This window comes from Rhodobacter capsulatus SB 1003 (assembly GCF_000021865.1).
In the GTDB taxonomy this organism is placed as follows: domain Bacteria; phylum Pseudomonadota; class Alphaproteobacteria; order Rhodobacterales; family Rhodobacteraceae; genus Rhodobacter; species Rhodobacter capsulatus_B.
The window spans coordinates 264,137-280,507 of the sequence record NC_014034.1; the positions used below are offsets into that span (position 1 = coordinate 264,137).

At 67.1% G+C, this 16,371-nt stretch carries 17 protein-coding genes; 7 read left to right on the forward strand and 10 right to left on the reverse strand.

All coding sequences use genetic code 11. The features are described 5' to 3' along the window. Positions 1–69: 69 nt before the first annotated feature. Positions 70–648 carry a DUF721 domain-containing protein gene (locus RCAP_RS01175; protein ID WP_013065974.1) on the forward strand — a complete coding sequence of 193 codons (579 nt, stop codon included), beginning with the start codon at positions 70–72 and terminating at the stop codon, positions 646–648. Beyond that, positions 645–1,307, forward strand: coding sequence for a DsbA family protein (locus tag RCAP_RS01180; protein ID WP_013065975.1), 663 nt, complete (start codon positions 645–647; stop codon positions 1,305–1,307). The genes RCAP_RS01175 and RCAP_RS01180 overlap by 4 nt, the downstream gene beginning before the upstream one ends. Here the strand turns inward: RCAP_RS01180 and lpxK are convergent. The 4 genes from lpxK to RCAP_RS01200 form a co-directional block, all read right to left on the reverse strand. Beyond that, a complete protein-coding gene (lpxK, locus tag RCAP_RS01185) occupies positions 1,304–2,293 on the reverse strand; it encodes a tetraacyldisaccharide 4'-kinase (protein WP_013065976.1) in 990 nt (329 codons plus the stop codon). The genes RCAP_RS01180 and lpxK overlap by 4 nt on opposite strands. Continuing rightward, positions 2,293–3,504, reverse strand: a complete 1,212-nt coding sequence (locus RCAP_RS18240) for a 3-deoxy-D-manno-octulosonic acid transferase (protein ID WP_013065977.1) — start codon at positions 3,502–3,504, stop codon at positions 2,293–2,295. Before RCAP_RS18240 ends, lpxK begins: the two co-directional genes overlap by 1 nt. Before the next feature lie 13 nt (positions 3,505–3,517). Continuing rightward, complete coding sequence (locus tag RCAP_RS01195) at positions 3,518–3,775, reverse strand: DUF4170 domain-containing protein (protein WP_013065978.1); 258 nt, start codon at positions 3,773–3,775, stop codon at positions 3,518–3,520. 85 nt (positions 3,776–3,860) lie between these two features. Further along, entirely contained in the window at positions 3,861–4,682 is an 822-nt protein-coding gene (locus RCAP_RS01200) for a sugar phosphate isomerase/epimerase family protein (RefSeq protein WP_013065979.1), read from the reverse strand. Positions 4,683–4,770: 88 nt separating this feature from the next. Between RCAP_RS01200 and zapE the strand changes: the two genes are divergently transcribed. Then, the gene (gene zapE, locus RCAP_RS01205) at positions 4,771–5,853 is read left to right on the forward strand and encodes a cell division protein ZapE (protein WP_013065980.1); all 1,083 of its coding nucleotides are present in this window, start codon (positions 4,771–4,773) and stop codon (positions 5,851–5,853) included. 236 nt (positions 5,854–6,089) lie between these two features. Here the strand turns inward: zapE and RCAP_RS01210 are convergent, their stop codons facing one another. From RCAP_RS01210 to RCAP_RS01225, 4 genes are all read right to left on the reverse strand, one after another. Continuing rightward, entirely contained in the window at positions 6,090–7,109 is a 1,020-nt protein-coding gene (locus RCAP_RS01210; protein WP_013065981.1) for an LLM class flavin-dependent oxidoreductase, read from the reverse strand. Positions 7,110–7,205: 96 nt separating this feature from the next. After that, positions 7,206–8,480 carry a bifunctional folylpolyglutamate synthase/dihydrofolate synthase gene (locus RCAP_RS01215; protein ID WP_013065982.1) on the reverse strand — a complete coding sequence of 425 codons (1,275 nt, stop codon included), beginning with the start codon at positions 8,478–8,480 and terminating at the stop codon, positions 7,206–7,208. A gap of 86 nt (positions 8,481–8,566) precedes the next feature. Further along, a complete protein-coding gene (gene accD / locus RCAP_RS01220; RefSeq protein ID WP_013065983.1) occupies positions 8,567–9,499 on the reverse strand; it encodes an acetyl-CoA carboxylase, carboxyltransferase subunit beta in 933 nt (310 codons plus the stop codon). A 75-nt stretch (positions 9,500–9,574) separates the two neighbouring features. Then, the gene (locus tag RCAP_RS01225) at positions 9,575–10,453 is read right to left on the reverse strand and encodes a CPBP family intramembrane glutamic endopeptidase (RefSeq protein WP_013065984.1); all 879 of its coding nucleotides are present in this window, start codon (positions 10,451–10,453) and stop codon (positions 9,575–9,577) included. A 130-nt stretch (positions 10,454–10,583) separates the two neighbouring features. On the opposite strand from RCAP_RS01225, the gene RCAP_RS01230 reads away from it, so the two are divergent. Further along, a complete protein-coding gene (locus tag RCAP_RS01230) occupies positions 10,584–11,342 on the forward strand; it encodes a TSUP family transporter (RefSeq protein ID WP_013065985.1) in 759 nt (252 codons plus the stop codon). A gap of 238 nt (positions 11,343–11,580) precedes the next feature. Here the strand turns inward: RCAP_RS01230 and RCAP_RS01235 are convergent, their stop codons facing one another. Next, positions 11,581–12,570 carry an asparaginase gene (locus RCAP_RS01235; RefSeq protein ID WP_013065986.1) on the reverse strand — a complete coding sequence of 330 codons (990 nt, stop codon included), beginning with the start codon at positions 12,568–12,570 and terminating at the stop codon, positions 11,581–11,583. Between the two features lie 162 nt (positions 12,571–12,732). Here RCAP_RS01235 and RCAP_RS01240 point away from each other — a divergent pair, with 162 nt between their 5' ends. Together RCAP_RS01240 and rlmN are read left to right on the forward strand one after the other, a co-directional pair. Next, complete coding sequence (locus RCAP_RS01240) at positions 12,733–13,257, forward strand: invasion associated locus B family protein (protein ID WP_013065987.1); 525 nt, start codon at positions 12,733–12,735, stop codon at positions 13,255–13,257. Positions 13,258–13,368: 111 nt separating this feature from the next. After that, on the forward strand, positions 13,369–14,550 hold the full coding sequence (gene rlmN / locus RCAP_RS01245; protein ID WP_013065988.1) for a 23S rRNA (adenine(2503)-C(2))-methyltransferase RlmN: 1,182 nt from the start codon (positions 13,369–13,371) through the stop codon (positions 14,548–14,550). A gap of 81 nt (positions 14,551–14,631) precedes the next feature. Here rlmN and RCAP_RS01250 read toward each other — a convergent pair whose 3' ends face one another. Beyond that, positions 14,632–15,462, reverse strand: a complete 831-nt coding sequence (locus RCAP_RS01250; RefSeq protein ID WP_013065989.1) for an LOG family protein — start codon at positions 15,460–15,462, stop codon at positions 14,632–14,634. A gap of 79 nt (positions 15,463–15,541) precedes the next feature. On the opposite strand from RCAP_RS01250, the gene dapD reads away from it, so the two are divergent. Next, on the forward strand, positions 15,542–16,369 hold the full coding sequence (gene dapD / locus RCAP_RS01255; RefSeq protein ID WP_013065990.1) for a 2,3,4,5-tetrahydropyridine-2,6-dicarboxylate N-succinyltransferase: 828 nt from the start codon (positions 15,542–15,544) through the stop codon (positions 16,367–16,369). Positions 16,370–16,371: the final 2 nt, after the last annotated feature.

The window sequence follows — 16,371 nt, forward strand, 5'->3', positions numbered from 1 at the left end:
CCCGCCCCATTCCTCTGGCTTTGCCCCGTCGCCTGCCTAGAATAGGGCTAGGTTCCGGGAAGGACAGGGATGAACGACGATCACCACCACGCGCCGAACGAGCGCCCCGCGGCGCCGAACAAGCTGCGCCGGATGCGCGGCTTTGAAGCGGCGGCCGGTCTGGTCAAGGAGCGCATCCGCACCGCGGGCGAATCGCGCGGTTTCGCCATTGCCCGGCTGGTCACGCATTGGGCCGAGGTCGTCGGCCCCGAGATCGCCGCCCATGCCCGCCCGGTCAAGATCGGCTACGGCCGCGAGGGGATCGGCGCCAGCCTGACGCTTCTGGTCGAGGGGCCGATGGCGCCGATGATCGACATGAGCCGCGAAAAGATCCGCGCCAGGGTCAATGCCTGCTACGGCTACAACGCGATTTCCCGCATCCTGATCACCCAGACCGCCGCCACCGGCTTTGCCGAGGGGCAGGCGGCCTTTGCCCCGGCACCGAAAAAGGCGCCCGCGGCCCCCACCCCCGAGGTCTGCGCCCGCGCGCAGGCGGCGACCGAGGGCCTGGCCGATGCCGGGCTGCGGGCGGCGCTGGAAGACCTTGCCCGCAACATCCTGATGAAACCCGCCAGACGGCGGGACGAGCTGAGAAAGGCTGACCCATGAACCGACGTTCCCTTTTGCTTGGCCTCGCCGGTGGCGCCGTGGTGGCGGCTGCGGGCGGCGGCTATGCCGTGCTGCGGCAGGCCCCGGCCGAGACGCTGATCGCCACCCCGGCCGAGGCGGCCCCGGGGGGCACCATCCTGCCCGACGTGGCCCTGGGCCGCGCGGATGCGCCGGTGACGCTGATCGAATATGCCTCCTTCACCTGTTCGCATTGCGCAAGGTTCCATGAAACGGTCTTTGGCGCGCTCAAGCGCGATTACATCGACACCGGCAAGGTCCGCTTCATCCTGCGCGAGGTCTATTTCGACAAGTTCGGGCTTTGGGCCGGGCAGGTGGCGCAATGCGGCGGCGATCTGAAATATTACGGCATCGCCGGGATGCTGTTTTCCGAACAGAAATCCTGGATCGGCGACGGGACCGAGCCGGTGATCGCCGAGAACCTGCGCAAGATCGGCATCAAGGCCGGTCTGACCAAGGATCAGATCGAGACCTGTTTGAACGACACCGCCCGCGCCGAAGCGATGGTGATGACCTATCAGAAGAACGCCTCGGCCGATGCGATCGAGGGCACGCCGACGCTGGTGATCAACGGCGAGAAGCATGACAACATGGGCTATGCCGAGCTGAAGAAGATCTTGGATGCCAAGCTGGGCGGCTAAAGCCCGAGGTTTTCCAAGGCCTTGAGAAGCGGTGCGGCGTCTTCGAAGACCAGCCGCACCGGCAGCGCCAGCACCTTCGGCCGGAACGAAACCGGCAGCCGGGCGGCGTCCTTTTCCGTCGTCACCAGCTGGGCATCCAGAAACAGCGCTTCGGTTTCCAGCCGGGTCAGCAGCTGCGCCGAGAAGGGCTGATGATCGTCCAGCGCCTCGGCCCGCACCACCTCGGCGCCAAGGCCGCGCAGGGTGGCGAAGAATTTCTCCGGATGGCCGATGCCCGCGAAAGCCAGCACCCGCTGGCCTTCCCAATCCATGCCGGTGGGCAGGGGCACCAGCTGCCCGCGCAGATGCGGCACCGGAATTTGCGCCCCCCAGCGCGCGGCGAAGCTTTCCTGCGCCGGGACCGGCCCGATCGAAAGCGCCAGATCGGCCCGGGCCAGGCCCTCGGCCACCGGCTCGCGCAGCGGCCCCGCGGGCAGGCAAAGCCCGTTGCCGAAGCCCTTGGCCGCATCGACGACGACGATCGAGAGATCCTTTTGCAGTGCCGGGTTCTGATGCCCGTCATCAAGCAGGATCAGCTTCGCCCCGGCCGCCACCGCCGCCCGGGCGCCCGCCGCCCGATCCCGCGCGACCCAGGTCGGCGTGAAGGCCGAAAGCAGCAGGGGCTCGTCGCCCACTTCGGCGGCACGGTGGCGCATTTCCTCGACCCGGACCGGCCCGGTCAGGTTGCCGCCATGGCCGCGGCTGACCACATGCGCCGCGAGCCCGCGGCTCGCCAGAAGCTGCGCCAGCGCGATCACCGTGGGCGTCTTGCCGGTGCCACCCGCATTGATGTTGCCCACCGAAATCACCGGCACCGGCAGGCGCAGCCCGCCTTTCGCCACCCGCAACCGGGTGGCCGCGGCATAGACCCGCCCGAGCGGGCCAAGCAGCCGCGCCCGCAGCGCCGGGCGGGCGGGATCGGTGAACCAGAAACCGGGGGCCTGCATCAACTTGTCCTTTCTGCGCGGGCGGCGTCGAATTCCCGCAAGATCGCCCGCACGATGGCCTCGGCCGCCGCCGCCCCGCCCGAGGTCACCGCCCAGGCGTTATGCGCCAGAACCGCGGCGCGGTCGGGGGACATCAGATCGGCGATGGCCTCGCCAAGCGAGGTGTCGTCATGGATCGACCGCGCCGCCCGGGCTTCGTCGAGCCTTGCATAATCGGCGGCGAAAGGGGCGGTCTGCGGCCCGTGCACCACCGCCGAGCCCAGCGAGGCCGGTTCAAAGGGCGAACGCCCCTGACTGGCCGCCCCGATCAGCGTGCCGCCCATGTAGCTGACCGGGGCGATGCGATACCAAAGCCCGTATTCGGCCGGATCATCGGCCAGAAAGATCTCGGTCTCGGCATCGGGCTCGCCTTCGAGCGAGCGGCTCGCCACCGCCCAGCCCGCATCGGTCAGCCGGTCGCCCAGTTCCAGCGCGTCGTCGGGCTGGTCGGGCGCCAGGATCAGCAGCATCCGATGCGCGTGGTGCTGCGCATGCGCCTGCGCCGCCAGCACGGCGTCGATTTCCGCGGCCGGCACCGCGGCGGCCAGCCAGACCGGCCGGGTATGCGTCAGGCTGGCCATCGAGGCCCGTTCCGCCTCGGAACAGCGCAAAGGCTTCGGCGGCAGGCCGAGGGCGCCGCCGACATCGATCTGTGCCGGGTCCAGCCCCTGGCGTTCCAGCAGCCCGAACGAGGCCTGGTCGCGCACGACGATCCGGCGGATCCGGCGCAACAACCCGCGTTGCCCGAACCGGCCCAGACGGCGGGCAGGCGGCGGCAGGAAGACATCGACCATCATCACCGCAATCCCCGCCCGGTCGGCCGCGGTGATCAGCGCGCCCGGCAGGTCATTGCCGAACAGAACCACCAGCCCCGGCCTGACCCGGTCCAGCAGATCCCGCGCCGCGGCCAGGCTGTCTTCGGGCGGCACGGCGGCTTCGACGGTGTCGGGCAGCGCCTGCTCCGGTCCCGGCGGCAGCGCCAGCATCACCCGCATCCCGGGGCGCAGCCGGTCAAGACGCGCCAGAACCTGCCGCACGCCGTCCAGCCCTGCGCTGGCGGCCTCGGGGCTGACCTGCATCCAGATCAGCGGCCCCGGAGCCTCGGACGGGGGGGGCGCCGCAGCCTCGGGCCCGGTCTCTCCGCGCCACCAGCGGGCAAGCGATCCCAGCATCGGGCTCAGGCTCTCAGCTGCCCAGCTCCTCGGTCGCCGAGGCCGGGGTTTCCTCGTCGCGCAGCCGGTGCAGGTGGGCGATGAAATAGCGCATATGCGCATCATCCACGGTGCGCTGCGCCTCGGCCTTCCAGGCGGAATAGGCCGTGGCATAGTTCGGATAGATGCCGACGATATGGATGGCGTTCACATCCTTGAATTCGCTGCGCGAGGCGGAGACAAGTTCGCCGCCGAAAACGAGATGCAGGCGTTGGGGGGAAGGTTTGCTCATGGGCCATCCTGTCGGAAAAGGTGTGCCGGAAGACTATGCGAAGCCCCGCCGCCTCTCAAGCGCGGATGCGGGGGCCGGGGGGCAATTACTGCGCAAGCCCAAGCCCGATCAGGTGATCCGCCCCCTGCCGCAGCCCGCGCGGATCGGCGACCTCAAGCAGCAGCCGCGGCATCTGCGGCAGCCGGTGCAGCGCGGCAAAGACCGCCTTCCAGGGCACGTTGCCCTCCCCCGGGTGCCAGTGCCGGTCGGCGAAGCCGTCGACATCCTGCAGATGCACATGGCGCAGCGCCGCCCCGCCCGCCAGCGCAAAGGCATCGACCGGCGGCGCCCCGCAGCGGTGGTGCATCATCTGCGCATGGCCGGTATCGAGCGACAGCTTCACCGCCGGACTGCCCAAGGCCTCGGCCAGCCGCGCCCGCAGCCCCGGATCGGTATCCTCGACATTTTCCAGCACCAGCTCGACCCCCAGCCGCTCGGCGCGTTCGATCACCGGCCCCATCACGAAGCGCACCCGCTCGAAGGAAATCGCCGCCGCCACCGAAGATGTCGCGATCTCCGCCTCGGTCCAAAGCCCGTAGGGCGAATGCACCACCATCTGATCGGCGGCCAGATCGGCGCAGATTTCCAGCGCCCGCAGCAGGCGGTGCCGGATCACCGGGGTGATCTCGGGATCGGCGCAATCGATGCGGAAGGACATGAAGGGCCCGTGCACCCCGCGCCGCCCGCGGTGGCCGTCAAGCAGCTGCTTTGCCTGCGCCACCAGCTCGGGCGTGTCGCCGTCATGGGTGGTCGGCCAGCAGAAGCTTTGAATCTCGATGGGGCGGTCTTTTTCGAACAGCCAGTCGCGGTGCAGCGCGATCATGTCGAGGCTGAGGGCTGCGCCCAGAACGGGTAACTCTTTTGTCATCGCCGATCCCTGTGGTTGTCCGTGCCGACACAGGCTGCGCCGGTCGCGCGCGCTTTTCAATCCGGTTTGAAGCCGCTAATCAGGCCCCATGCACAGAAGTCTGACCCAGATCTACGATGGCCGCGTCGCGGCGGGAACCCTGCGCGCCGATGCGGCGCAACGGGCGGTGTTGCCGCTGCTGGACCGCGTCCGGGCCGAGCTGGAGGCGCCGGTGAAGAAGCCGGGCCTGTTCGGTCTTTTCGCCAAGCCCCCCGAGCCGATCCGGGGGCTGTACCTCTGGGGCGGTGTCGGGCGCGGCAAGTCGATGCTGATGGATCTGTTCGGCGAGGCGGTGGCGGTGCCCAAGCGCCGGGTGCATTTTCACGCCTTCATGCAGGAGGTGCAGGGCAAGATCGACGGCCATCGCCGCGCCAGGGAGGAAGACCCGATCCAGCCCGTCGCGGCGGAAATCGCGGCCGCGGTCCGGCTTTTGTGTTTCGACGAAATGCAGATCACCGACATTGCCGATGCGATGATCGTGGGCCGTCTGTTCGACGAGATGTTCAAGCGCGGCGTGACGGTGGTGACGACCTCGAACCGGCCGCCGGTCGATCTTTACAAGAACGGCTTGAACCGGCAGCTGTTCCTGCCCTTCATCGAAATCCTGTCCTCGCGGCTGGAAGTGCATGAAATCGTGTCGGAAACCGATTACCGGCTGCATCGGCTGGCGGGGGCGGAGGTCTATTTTGCGCCTGCGGGGACGGCGGCCCACAAGAAGATGGATGCGCTCTGGAACGAGCTGACCGGGCATGACGGCACGACGAAGCTGCGCATCGAGGTCAAGGGGCGGTCGGTGGTGATCCCGCAGTATCACAACGGTGTCGGGCGGGCGCGGTTCTGGGATCTGTGCGGCGCGATGCTGGGCCCGGCCGATTATCTGGCGATCGCCGGGGCGCTGCGGGTGCTGATGATCGATGACATTCCGCATCTGTCCGCGTCGAACTTCAACGAGGCGAAGCGCTTCGTGACGCTGATCGACGCGCTTTATGAGGGCAAGGTGCGGCTGATCTGTTCCGCCGCCGATGTGCCCGAGCGGCTTTACAACGAGGGCGAGGGCAGTTTCGAATTCGCCCGCACGGCCTCGCGGCTGCGGGAGATGCAGTCGGCCGACTGGTCGCAGGAAAATCGGTAAGCAGCGGCTTCGGGTGCTTTGACCGAGGCCATCGCCGAGGTCACGCGCGACAATGGCCCCGTGACCGGCGAGGGCCCAAAGGCCCTCGGCCTGCGCCCGCCCCGCCATCGGCGGGCGCTGTCGCGCCGCCGGGGCGGAGCGCAGGCCTCTGTTGCGCTTGGGGAAACGGTCTTGCGGCAGCCGTGGCGATACGGGCGGGGAAAGGCGGTGCCTTTCCTTTTCCGCCCGAAACACGCTTAGGCCAGCATGTCCCGCACCATCGGCGCGACCTTGCTGCCGTAAAGCGCGATCGCATCGCGCAGATGCGCGGGGTTTTGCGGCCCGGCCGAGTATTTCAGCGTGAACCGGTCCAGCCCCAGCGCCTTGACCGTGGTCGCGATCTTCTTCGCCACCGTCTCCGGGCTGCCGACATAAAGCGAGCCATGGGCGATTTCCGCCTCGAAGGCCGCCTTGGTGAAACGCGGCCAGCCGCGCGAACGCCCGATCAGATCGTGCATCGTGGCATAGGCCGGGAAATAGCGTTCCTTCGCCTCGTCATCGGTCGCCGCGACATGGCCCGGCGAATGCACCGACAGCGGCAGCATCTGTGCCCCCATCCGCGCGCGGGTGTGGCGGTAAAGATCGGCCATCGGGGTGAATCGGGCCGGATTGCCGCCGATGATCGCCATGACCAGGGGCATGTCCATCGCCGCCGCCTCCAGCACCGAGTCGGGGCTGCCGCCGACCCCGCGCCAGACCTGCAGCGGCCGTTCCGGGCGCGGATAGACCGTCACGCCCTTCAGGGCCGGGCGGTGGCTGCCTTGAAAGCTGATCTTCTCCTGCGCCACAAGGCTTTGCAAAAGCTGCGCCTTTTCGGTGAAGAGCGTCTCGTAATCGTTCAGGTCAAAGCCGAACAGCGGGAAGCTTTCGGTGAAGGATCCCCGCCCGATCGTCAGCTCCGCCCGTCCCGGCGCCAGCGCATCCAGCGTCGCAAGGCGCTGAAACACCCGGATCGGATCGTCCGAGGACAGCACCGTGACCGAGGTCCCGGCATGGATCCGTTCGGTCGAGGCAAGGATCGCCCCCAAAAGCGGCTCCATTGCCGAGATCGCGAAATCCGGGCGGTGGTGTTCGCCCAGACCGATGTAATCCAGCCCGACCTGATCGGCCAGAACCGCCTCGGCCAGCGTGTCGCGGATCACCTGCGCGCCCGAGCGGGGCCCGATCGCATCGGCGGTGATGTCGCCAAAAGTATCAAGGCCGAATTCAAGCACCATCGCAGGCCTCCTTTCCATTGCAGGAAAGATAGGCAAAGGGCGCCTGTGCGCCTAGGCACGAGGTCGCACAGGAATCCCCGCAGAAATGCGCAGATTTCAGCCGTTCTCGCGCAGGACCTGGCCTGCCAGATACAGCGAGCCGCAGATCAGCACCCGCGCCTGCGGGTCTTGTTGCGCAATCTGATCAAGGGCTTGCGTGACCGATCCGGCCTCGGTGACCTGCGCGAAGCCCGCCTTGCGGGCGGCCTCGGCCGTGGCCGTGCTGGGGAGCGTGTTGACCTCGTTCGGGATCGAAACGGCGGTCAGGCTTTGCGCCTGCGCGGCGAGCGGGCGCAGATAGCCCGCGATGTCCTTGGTGTTGAGCATGCCGCAAATCAGATGCGTCGGGCGTTGCACCATCCGCGACAGCGTCGCCGCCACAGCTTCGCCCCCGGCCGGATTGTGGCCGCCATCCAGCCACAGCTCGACCCCCGGCGCGCTTTGCGCGAGCGGCCCCTGCCGCAGGCGTTGCATCCGTGCGGGCCAGTCGGCTTTCGTTACCGCCGCTTCGCAGGCCAGATCGTCAAAGCCGAGCACCCGCAGCGCGGCAATCGCGGCGCCTGCGTTTTCGATCTGATGCGGCCCGGGAAGGTTCGGCAAAGGCAGATCCAGAAGCCCGGTCTCGTCCTGATAGATCAGCCGCCCGCGGTCTTCGAAAGCGTGCCAGTGCTGGCCGTGGACAAAGAGGGGCACGCCCAGCCGCGCGGCTTTTTCCTCGATCACGGCAAGCCCGTCCGGCTGCTGCGGCCCGACCACGCAGGGCACGGCCCGTTTCAGGATGCCCGCCTTTTCGCCCGCGATCTCGGGCAGGGTCTCGCCCAGATATTGCTGATGGTCGATCGAGACGGGCGTGATGATCGTCAGCGCCGGTTTCGCAATCACGTTCGTCGCGTCCAGCCGCCCGCCAAGGCCGACTTCCAGCAGGGTGAAATCGGCGGGCGTGCGGGCAAAGGCCAGAAAGGCCGCGACGGTGGTGATTTCGAAGAAGGTGATCGGCTGCCCGCCATTCGCCGCGTCGCAGTCGTCAAGCAGCGCCGAAAGCGCAGGTTCGGAAATCAGCGTGCCCGCCAGCCGGATGCGTTCGTGAAACCGCGCCAGATGCGGCGATGTATAGGCATGGACCGTCTTGCCCGAGGCCTCGAGCCCGGCGCGGATCATCGCCTGGGTCGAGCCCTTGCCATTCGTGCCCGCGACATGGATCACCGGCGGCAGGCGGGTTTCGGGGTGATCGAGCGCGGCCAGCAGCCGATGCACCCGGTCGAGCGTCAGATCGATGATCTTCGGGTGCAGCCCCATCAGCCGCGCCAAGATTTCATCGGAGGGTTGCGGCATGCTGGGCTCCTCTCAGGCAAAGGCCGGGGGCGCTGCCCCGCCGGGGCAATGCCCCGGCCCCCGGGATATTGAGAGCAAGATAAAGGTTATTCCGCCGCAGGTTGGTCTGCGGGCGGGGCGGCCTCGGTCGGCGCGGGACCGGGGGGCGGCAGCTCGCCCCAGATCGGCGGCGGCAGGCGCATCATCATGCGCAGGATCACGATCAGCTCCTCGCGCAGTTTCTTGCGATGCGTGACGCGGTCGAGCATGCCGTGATCGAGCAGATATTCGGCGCGCTGGAAGCCCTCGGGCAGGGTTTCGCGGATCGTCTGTTCGATCACGCGCGGGCCCGCAAAGCAGATGAGCGAATTCGGCTCGGCGATCTGCACATCGCCCAGCATCGCATAAGACGCCGTCACGCCGCCCGTCGTCGGATGGGTCAGCACCACCACGTAAGGCAGCCCGGCATCTTTCAGCATCTGCACGGCGACGGTCGAGCGCGGCATCTGCATCAGGCTGAGAATGCCCTCCTGCATCCGCGCCCCGCCTGCGGCGGAAAACAGCACCATCGGGCAATGCAGCTCGATCGCGCGCTGGGCGGCGGCGAGGATCGCATTGCCGACATACATCCCCATCGAACCGCCCATGAAGGAGAAATCCTGCCCGACGGCGACGATGCGGGTCTTGCCCACCTCGCCTTCGACGACCAGCATCGCCTCTTTTTCGCCGGTCGATTTCTGCGCCGCCTTCATCCGGTCGGGATATTTCTTCTGGTCGCGGAAATGCAGCGGATCGGCGATCGGCTCGGGGACCTTCACCTCGGTGAAGGCGCCAAGGTCGAAAAGCGCCTCGAAGCGGTCCCGCGGCGTGATCGCCATGTGGTGATCGCAATTGGTGCAGACGTTCAGATTGTCCGTCACCTCGCGGTGGAACAGCATCGTTCCGCATTCGGGGCATTTCGTCCACAGGTTCTCGGGCATCTCGCGGCGCGAGAACAGCGAGTTGATCTTCGGTCGGACGTAGTTCGAGATCCAGTTCATCGGGGGGCCCCTTGGTTTCCGCGACGTCGCTTTGCAAGCTTGCGCTCAGATAAGCCCGCGCGCGGGCAAATGCAATCAGCGCCGCAGCCGCAGGCGGACCGCCAGCCAGAACGCCACGATCGCCAGCGCGTCAAGCGCCAGATAAGGCGCCATCGTGGCAAGGTCGCGGGTGTTCAGCACCAGCGTGTAAAGCGCCAGCCCGTCGAGCTGGCCATAAAGCCCGATCAGCAGCACCGCCGAGATGTTGTTGGCGAAATGCAGCGCCAGCGCCGGGCCGAGGTTGCCCGCCCTTGCGGTCAGATCGGCGGCAAGGCAGCCAAACAGCATCGCCCAGAGCGCGAAGAAGATCGCCGTCGCGCCGTTCTGGCCGGGCGCGTAATGCAAGGCGCCAAAGAGCGCCGCGGGCAGCACCATCCAGGCCAGCGGATGGCGGATCCGCGCGCCGATCTGCTGCAGCAGATAGCCGCGAAACAGCAGTTCCTCGGCGGCGATCTGCACGAAAAGCAGCGGCAGCGCGATCGGCAGCCAGGACAGCAGCACCGGCAGGGGCGTCGATTTGCCAAGGTTCGGATCAAAGGCCGAAGTGGCGGCGACCAGCCCCACCAGGGCGAGCAGGGGCGGAAACACCCGCAGGAAATCGCGCCCCGCCCCGGGGCCGAGCAGGCTGGAGAGGCTGCGCCGGTGCAGGAAGCGCGTCACCATGAGAACGCCAAGCGCAAGCGGCAGGAAGGTGGTCAGCACCAGCACCAGCCCGACCGCAGTGCCGCCGCGGTCCAGTTCCAGCATCACCGCGGTCAGAACGACATTGCCCGCCAGCGCCTGCACCAGCGCCAGCCCCCCCATCACCGCCACCCAGTAGAAGGCCGCGATCAGCACAAGGCCGATCAGGCTGCGCAGCCATTCCGCACGGGCGCGGGCAGGGGCCAGATAGGGGGCAAGGCGAGGATAGGGCATGGCGGTCTCCGGCTTCGGGCGGCGGGCCCGTCGGTCTGGCGGGTGACCCTAGCGGCGGCGCCCGGGCGGGACAAGCGGCTTTACTTTGTGCGGGCGCTGGCGGAAGAGGGATCTCTGCCCCGGAGGATCCATGTTCGAAGTTTCCCTTGATCTGGCCCTGTCGCTGATCGGCGCGGCCTTTGTGGCCGGGTTTGTCGATGCGATCGCGGGGGGCGGCGGGCTGATCACCCTGCCGGTGCTGCTGCTGGCCGGGGCGACGCCGTTGCAGGCGTTTTCGACGAACAAGGTGCAGGGCGCTTTCGGCGCGGCCACCGCGGCCTTGACCTATGCGGCCAAGGGGCAGGTCAATCTGCGCGCGCAGCTGGGGGCGGCGTCGCTTGCGTTTCTGTCGGGGCTGGCGGGGGCGTTTCTGGTCTCGGTGCTGCCGACCGAGGCGTTGCGGCGGGTGCTGCCCTTCATCCTGATCGCGATCGCGGCCTTTTTCGCCTTGCGCAAGGGGCTTGACGACACCGACCGCGCCGAGCGGATCCGGCCCGCGGCCTTTGCCGCCTTTGTCGTGCCGCTGATCGGGTTTTACGACGGGCTGATCGGGCCCGGCGCGGGGGCGTTCTACATGATCGGCTTCGTGATGCTGGCGGGCTATGGCGTGCTGAAGGCCACGGCGCATACGAAACTTCTGAATTTCGCCTCGAATCTGGGCGGGCTGGTGGCCTTTGCCGCGATCGGGGCGCCCTGGTGGGTGACCGGGATCGCGATGGGCCTGGCGCAGGTCGCTGGCGCCAGTCTGGGGGCAAGGCTGGCGATGAAAAAGGGGGCGCGGCTGATCAAGCCGCTGCTGGTCGTGACCTCGACCGCGCTGGCGGTGCGGCTGATCTGGCAGATGATCTGAGGCGGCTTGTCTTGGCCTCGGCCATCGCCGAGGCCATGCCGGACATCAGCCCCGTGACCGCCGAGGGCCCAAAGGCCCTCGGCCAGCGCCCGCCCCGCTCCCGGCGGGCGCTTCTCGCCCGCCGGGACGGGCGCCGGCCTTTGTTGCGCCTGGGGCTGCCGGTCCCGGTTGCGCCCTCCCGCTTTCGGGCGGGGAAAGGCAGTGCCTTTCCTGATCCGCCCGGACCGAGGTTGGCTCCTCAGCAAAACCCCGAGGCCAGCCGCATGCCGCCCGTGGCCAGCCCGCGCCAGTTCCGGCTGACCGGCGGCACCAGCTCCGCCACTACCGGATGATCCGGGGCCAGCGCGCCCAGATGCACCAAAAGCGCGGTGATCGCCGCTTCCGAGGCCCGCGTGGCGCCATCGGTGATCTTCAGCGCCACGCCGCGGCCCTGCTCCGGCAGGATCGCGACGAAAACCCCCTCGGCCCCGGTCTTTACCGCGACCTTGCCGCCCATCGCCCGCATCAGCTTCGTGCAGGCGCGGTTTTCCCCCGCCACCAACTCCGGAAAGGTCGTCATCGCCTGCACCAGCTGCGCCGCGGCGCCCGCGCGCAGGCCGCCCTCGGGCCGGGCGGCGGCAAAGAAGTGCATCGCCCGTGCCAGCCCCTCCAGCGTGCAGGCGAAATTCGGCGCCGAACAGCCGTCGATCCCCCAGCCCGCCGCCGTCTCGCCCGTCACCTCCTCAAAGGCCGCGCGGGCGGCAAGCTGCACCGGATGGTCGATCTCGACATAGTCGGGCCCACCCTTCAGATGCCGGTTCAGCGTCAGGAACCCGGCATGCTTGCCCGAGCAATTGTTGTGCAGCTGACAGGGGCTTTCCCCCGAACCGCTCAGCCGCGTCGCCTCTGCCTTGTCAAAGGGCAGATGCGTGCCGCAGCGCAGATCGGCCTCGCCGAGGCCCAGACCCGTCAGCCAGGCGCTCACCGCCCCCACATGCAGCGCCGCCCCGGAATGGCTGGCGCAAGACAGCGCCAGTTCCCGAAGCCCCAGCCCGGCGGCCTTTGCCGCCCCGCTTTCGAGCAGCGGCAGCGCCTGCACCATCTTGCAAGACGAGCGCGGAAAGACCACCGCCCCCGCATCCCCCCACACCCTTTCCACGCCCTGTGGCCCGTAAACGACCGCATGGCCGCTGTGCAGGCTTTCCGGCAAATCCCCGCGCCAGATCTCGATCAATGCCGCCGCTGCCATCCAATCCATCCTTTCATGCGCGAAAAGCCGCCGGGGGGGCTTTCCCCAAACGCCACTTTTGCGTTATCACTGGAATATCGAGTTGAAATCAGGTCTGCCACAGTCAAGAAGGGCCGATAGCCTACGGGCGGACCAGAGGCACAGACAGCTGGAGGCTGTTCCATGAAGACGATCATCACGAGCGTCGCAGCGGTTCTCGCCGCGTCGCTGGCACTTTCCCCTGTCGCCCAGGCGCAGGAAAGCTCGAACCGCGTCGCCGCGAAGACCGACTGGAGCGTCTTCGTCGAAGACAGCCCGAAAGAATGCTGGGGCGTGTCGCCGCCGAAAAAATCGGCTGCCAGCAAGGACGGCAAGCCGGTGCAGGCGCGGCGCTCGGAAATCCTGCTCTTCGTCACCTTCCGTCCCGGCAAGGCCGGAGAGGTGATGTTCATGGCGGGCTATCCCTTTGCCGATGGCTCCACCGCCGATCTGAAGGTGAACACCGGCGCCAGCTTCACCCTGTTCACCAATGGCGAAGGCGCCTGGGCGGGCTCGCCCGAGGAAGACGCCAAGCTGATCGCGGCGCTGAAATCGGGGGCCGAGGTGACGATCTCCGGCCGGTCGGGGCGTGGCACCAAGACCGAGGACACCTTCTCGCTGATGGGCTTCACCGCGGCGATGGAAGAAGCGGCCAAGCGCTGCAAATAAGCGATCCGACACAGGCGACGGCCCCGGCATTGTCCGGGGTCTTTGCGTTTCGGGCTACCTTTTGCGCAACGAATCCCCTATATGCACGGCTTGCCCAACGCTGGACCTGCCATGACCGAGCCGACTTCCCCGATCACCCAAGACGTGCTGACCCTGCCGCGCAAGCTGCCCGAGGGCGGCAAGGTCAATCTGGTCGGCCTGACCCGCGACCAGCTGCGCGATGCGCTGATCGCCGCGGGCACGCCCGAGAAACAGGCGAAGATGCGGGTCGGTCAGGTCTGGCAATGGATCTATCACTGGGGCGTGCGCGATTTCGGCGCGATGACCAATCTGGCAAAAGACTACCGCGCGCTGCTCGATCGTCATTTCGAAATCGCGCTGCCCGAGGTGGTGACCTGTCAGGTCTCGATGGATGGCACCCGGAAGTATCTTTTGCGCATCGCCGGCGGGCATGAGGTCGAGGCCGTCTACATCCCCGAGGAAAACCGCGGCACGCTCTGCATTTCCTCTCAGGTCGGCTGCACGCTGACCTGTTCCTTCTGCCATACCGGGACGCAGAAACTGGTGCGCAACCTGACCGCGGGGGAAATCGTCGGCCAGGTGATGGTGGCGCGCGACGATCTGGGCGAATGGCCGGTGCCGGGCGAGCCGAAGGATGAAACCCGGCTGATCTCGAACGTCGTGCTGATGGGCATGGGCGAGCCGCTTTACAATTTCGAAAACGTCCGCGACGCGATGCAGGTCGTCATGGACAACGAGGGGCTGACGCTGAGCCGTCGCCGGATCACGCTCTCCACCTCGGGCGTCGTGCCCGAAATCGCCCGCACGGCCGAGGAGATCGGCTGCCTGCTGGCGATTTCCTTCCACGCCACCACCGATGCGGTGCGCGACAAGCTGGTGCCGGTGAACAAGAAATGGAACATCAAGACGCTGCTTGATGCCCTGCGCGACTATCCGCGGCTGTCGAATTCCGAGCGGATCACCTTTGAATATGTCATGCTCAAGGGCGTGAACGACAGCGACGACGACGCGCGCCGTCTGGTGCGGCTCATTCAGGGCATCCCGGCGAAGATCAACCTGATCCCCTTCAACGAATGGCCCGGCTCGCCCTATAAGCGCAGCGACTGGGAGCGGATCGAGGCCTTTGCCGATATCGTCTACAAGGCCGGGTATGCCGCGCCGATCCGCACGCCGCGGGGCGAGGATATCATGGCCGCCTGCGGGCAGCTGAAATCCGCCACCGAACGGGCGCGGAAATCCAAGGCCGAGATCGACGCCGAAACGGGTCTTTAGATCCCCGCCGTCGCAAAGGGCGTATTTGCGCCAAGAAAAAACCAGCCAGCTTTTTCTTGGTCCAAATACGCCCTTGCGTCCTCAGTCCCGGTCGTGCCCGTTGGCCCAGGTCTCGATCACCTCCACCGCTTCCTCGGCGGTTTCGACGAAGCTGATCAGCCTGATGTCCTCGGCGGCGATCGTGCCCGCCTCGGCCAGATAGTCCCAATCGACGACGCGGCGCCAGAATTCCGCGCCAAACAGGATCAGCGGGATGCGTTTCATCCGCCGGGTCTGGATCAGCGTCAGAGTCTCGAACATCTCATCGAGCGTGCCGAAGCCGCCCGGAAAGACGCAGACCGCTTTCGCCCGCATCAGGAAATGCATCTTGCGGATGGCGAAATAGTGGAAGTTGAAGCACAGATCCGGCGTCACATAGGCATTCGGCGCCTGTTCATGCGGCAAGACGATGTTGAGCCCGATCGACTGTCCCCCGGCCTCGTGGGCGCCGCGGTTGCCCGCCTCCATCACGCCCGGGCCGCCGCCGGTGCAGATCACCCATTCCCGCCCGTAAGCCGCCATCGAGCGTTCCGTCATCATCCGCGCGAAGGTCCGCGCCTCGTCGTAATAGCGGCTGAGTTCGGCCAGAACCGGGGTTTTCGCCGTGTCCTTGCGCGCCGGTTCCGGGATGCGGGCGCCGCCGAACAGCACCACCGTGCTTTCCACGCCGCGTTCATCCATGATCAGCTGCGGCTTGAGCAGTTCCAGCTGCAGCCGCACCGGGCGCAATTCCTCGCGCATCATGAAGCCGCCATCGGTGAAAGCGAGCTTGTAGGCGGGCGCCCGCGTCTGTGCGGTGGCGGGGATGTCCTGCGCCGTTTTTGCATCCATGATGCTGTCACGGAACGGGTGGGAACGGCTTTCGTCTTTCATATCCTGCTCATTGCGCGAGGGGCTTTCCCCAACTATAGGGGGAAAACCCATGAATGCCACTTGAAAGAGGACCGTTCCGATGTCGAACGCCATGCTCGAAGCTGCCATCGAAGCCGCCTGGGAGGTTCGCGACACCCTCACGCCCCACACCAAGGGCGAAGCGCGGGATGCGATCGAGGCCACGCTCGAGGCGCTGGACAAGGGCGTGCTGCGGGTGGCCGAAAAACAGGCCGACGGCAATTGGCATGTGAACCAATGGGCGAAAAAGGCCGTGCTGCTGGGCTTCCGTCTCAAGGACATGGAAGTGCATTCGGGCGGGCCGCAGAACGGCACCTGGTGGGACAAGGTCGACAGCAAGTTTGCCCATTGGGGCGAGGCGCAGTGGAAGGCCGCCGGGTTCCGCGCCGTGCCGCACTGCATCGTGCGCCGCTCCGCCTATATCGCCAAGGGCGCGGTGCTGCTGCCCTCCTTCGTCAACCTCGGCGCCTATGTCGATGAGGGCACGATGGTCGACACCTGGGTGACGGTCGGTTCCTGCGCGCAGATCGGCAAGAACGTGCACCTCTCGGGCGGCGTCGGCATCGGCGGCGTCTTGGAGCCGATGCAGGCCGGTCCGACGATCATCGAGGACAATTGCTTCATCGGCGCGCGGTCCGAGGTGGTCGAGGGCTGCATCGTCCGCGAGGGCTCGGTTCTGGGCATGGGCGTCTTCATCGGCAAATCGACGAAGATCGTCGATCGCGAAACCGGCGAGGTCTTCTATGGCGAAGTGCCGCCCTATTCGGTGGTCGTCGCGGGCTCGATGCCGACCAAGGGGGGCATCAACCTTTACTGCGCGGTGATCGTGAAACGGGTCGATGCGCAGACGCGCTCGAAAACCGCGATCAACGATCTGCTGCGGGACTGATC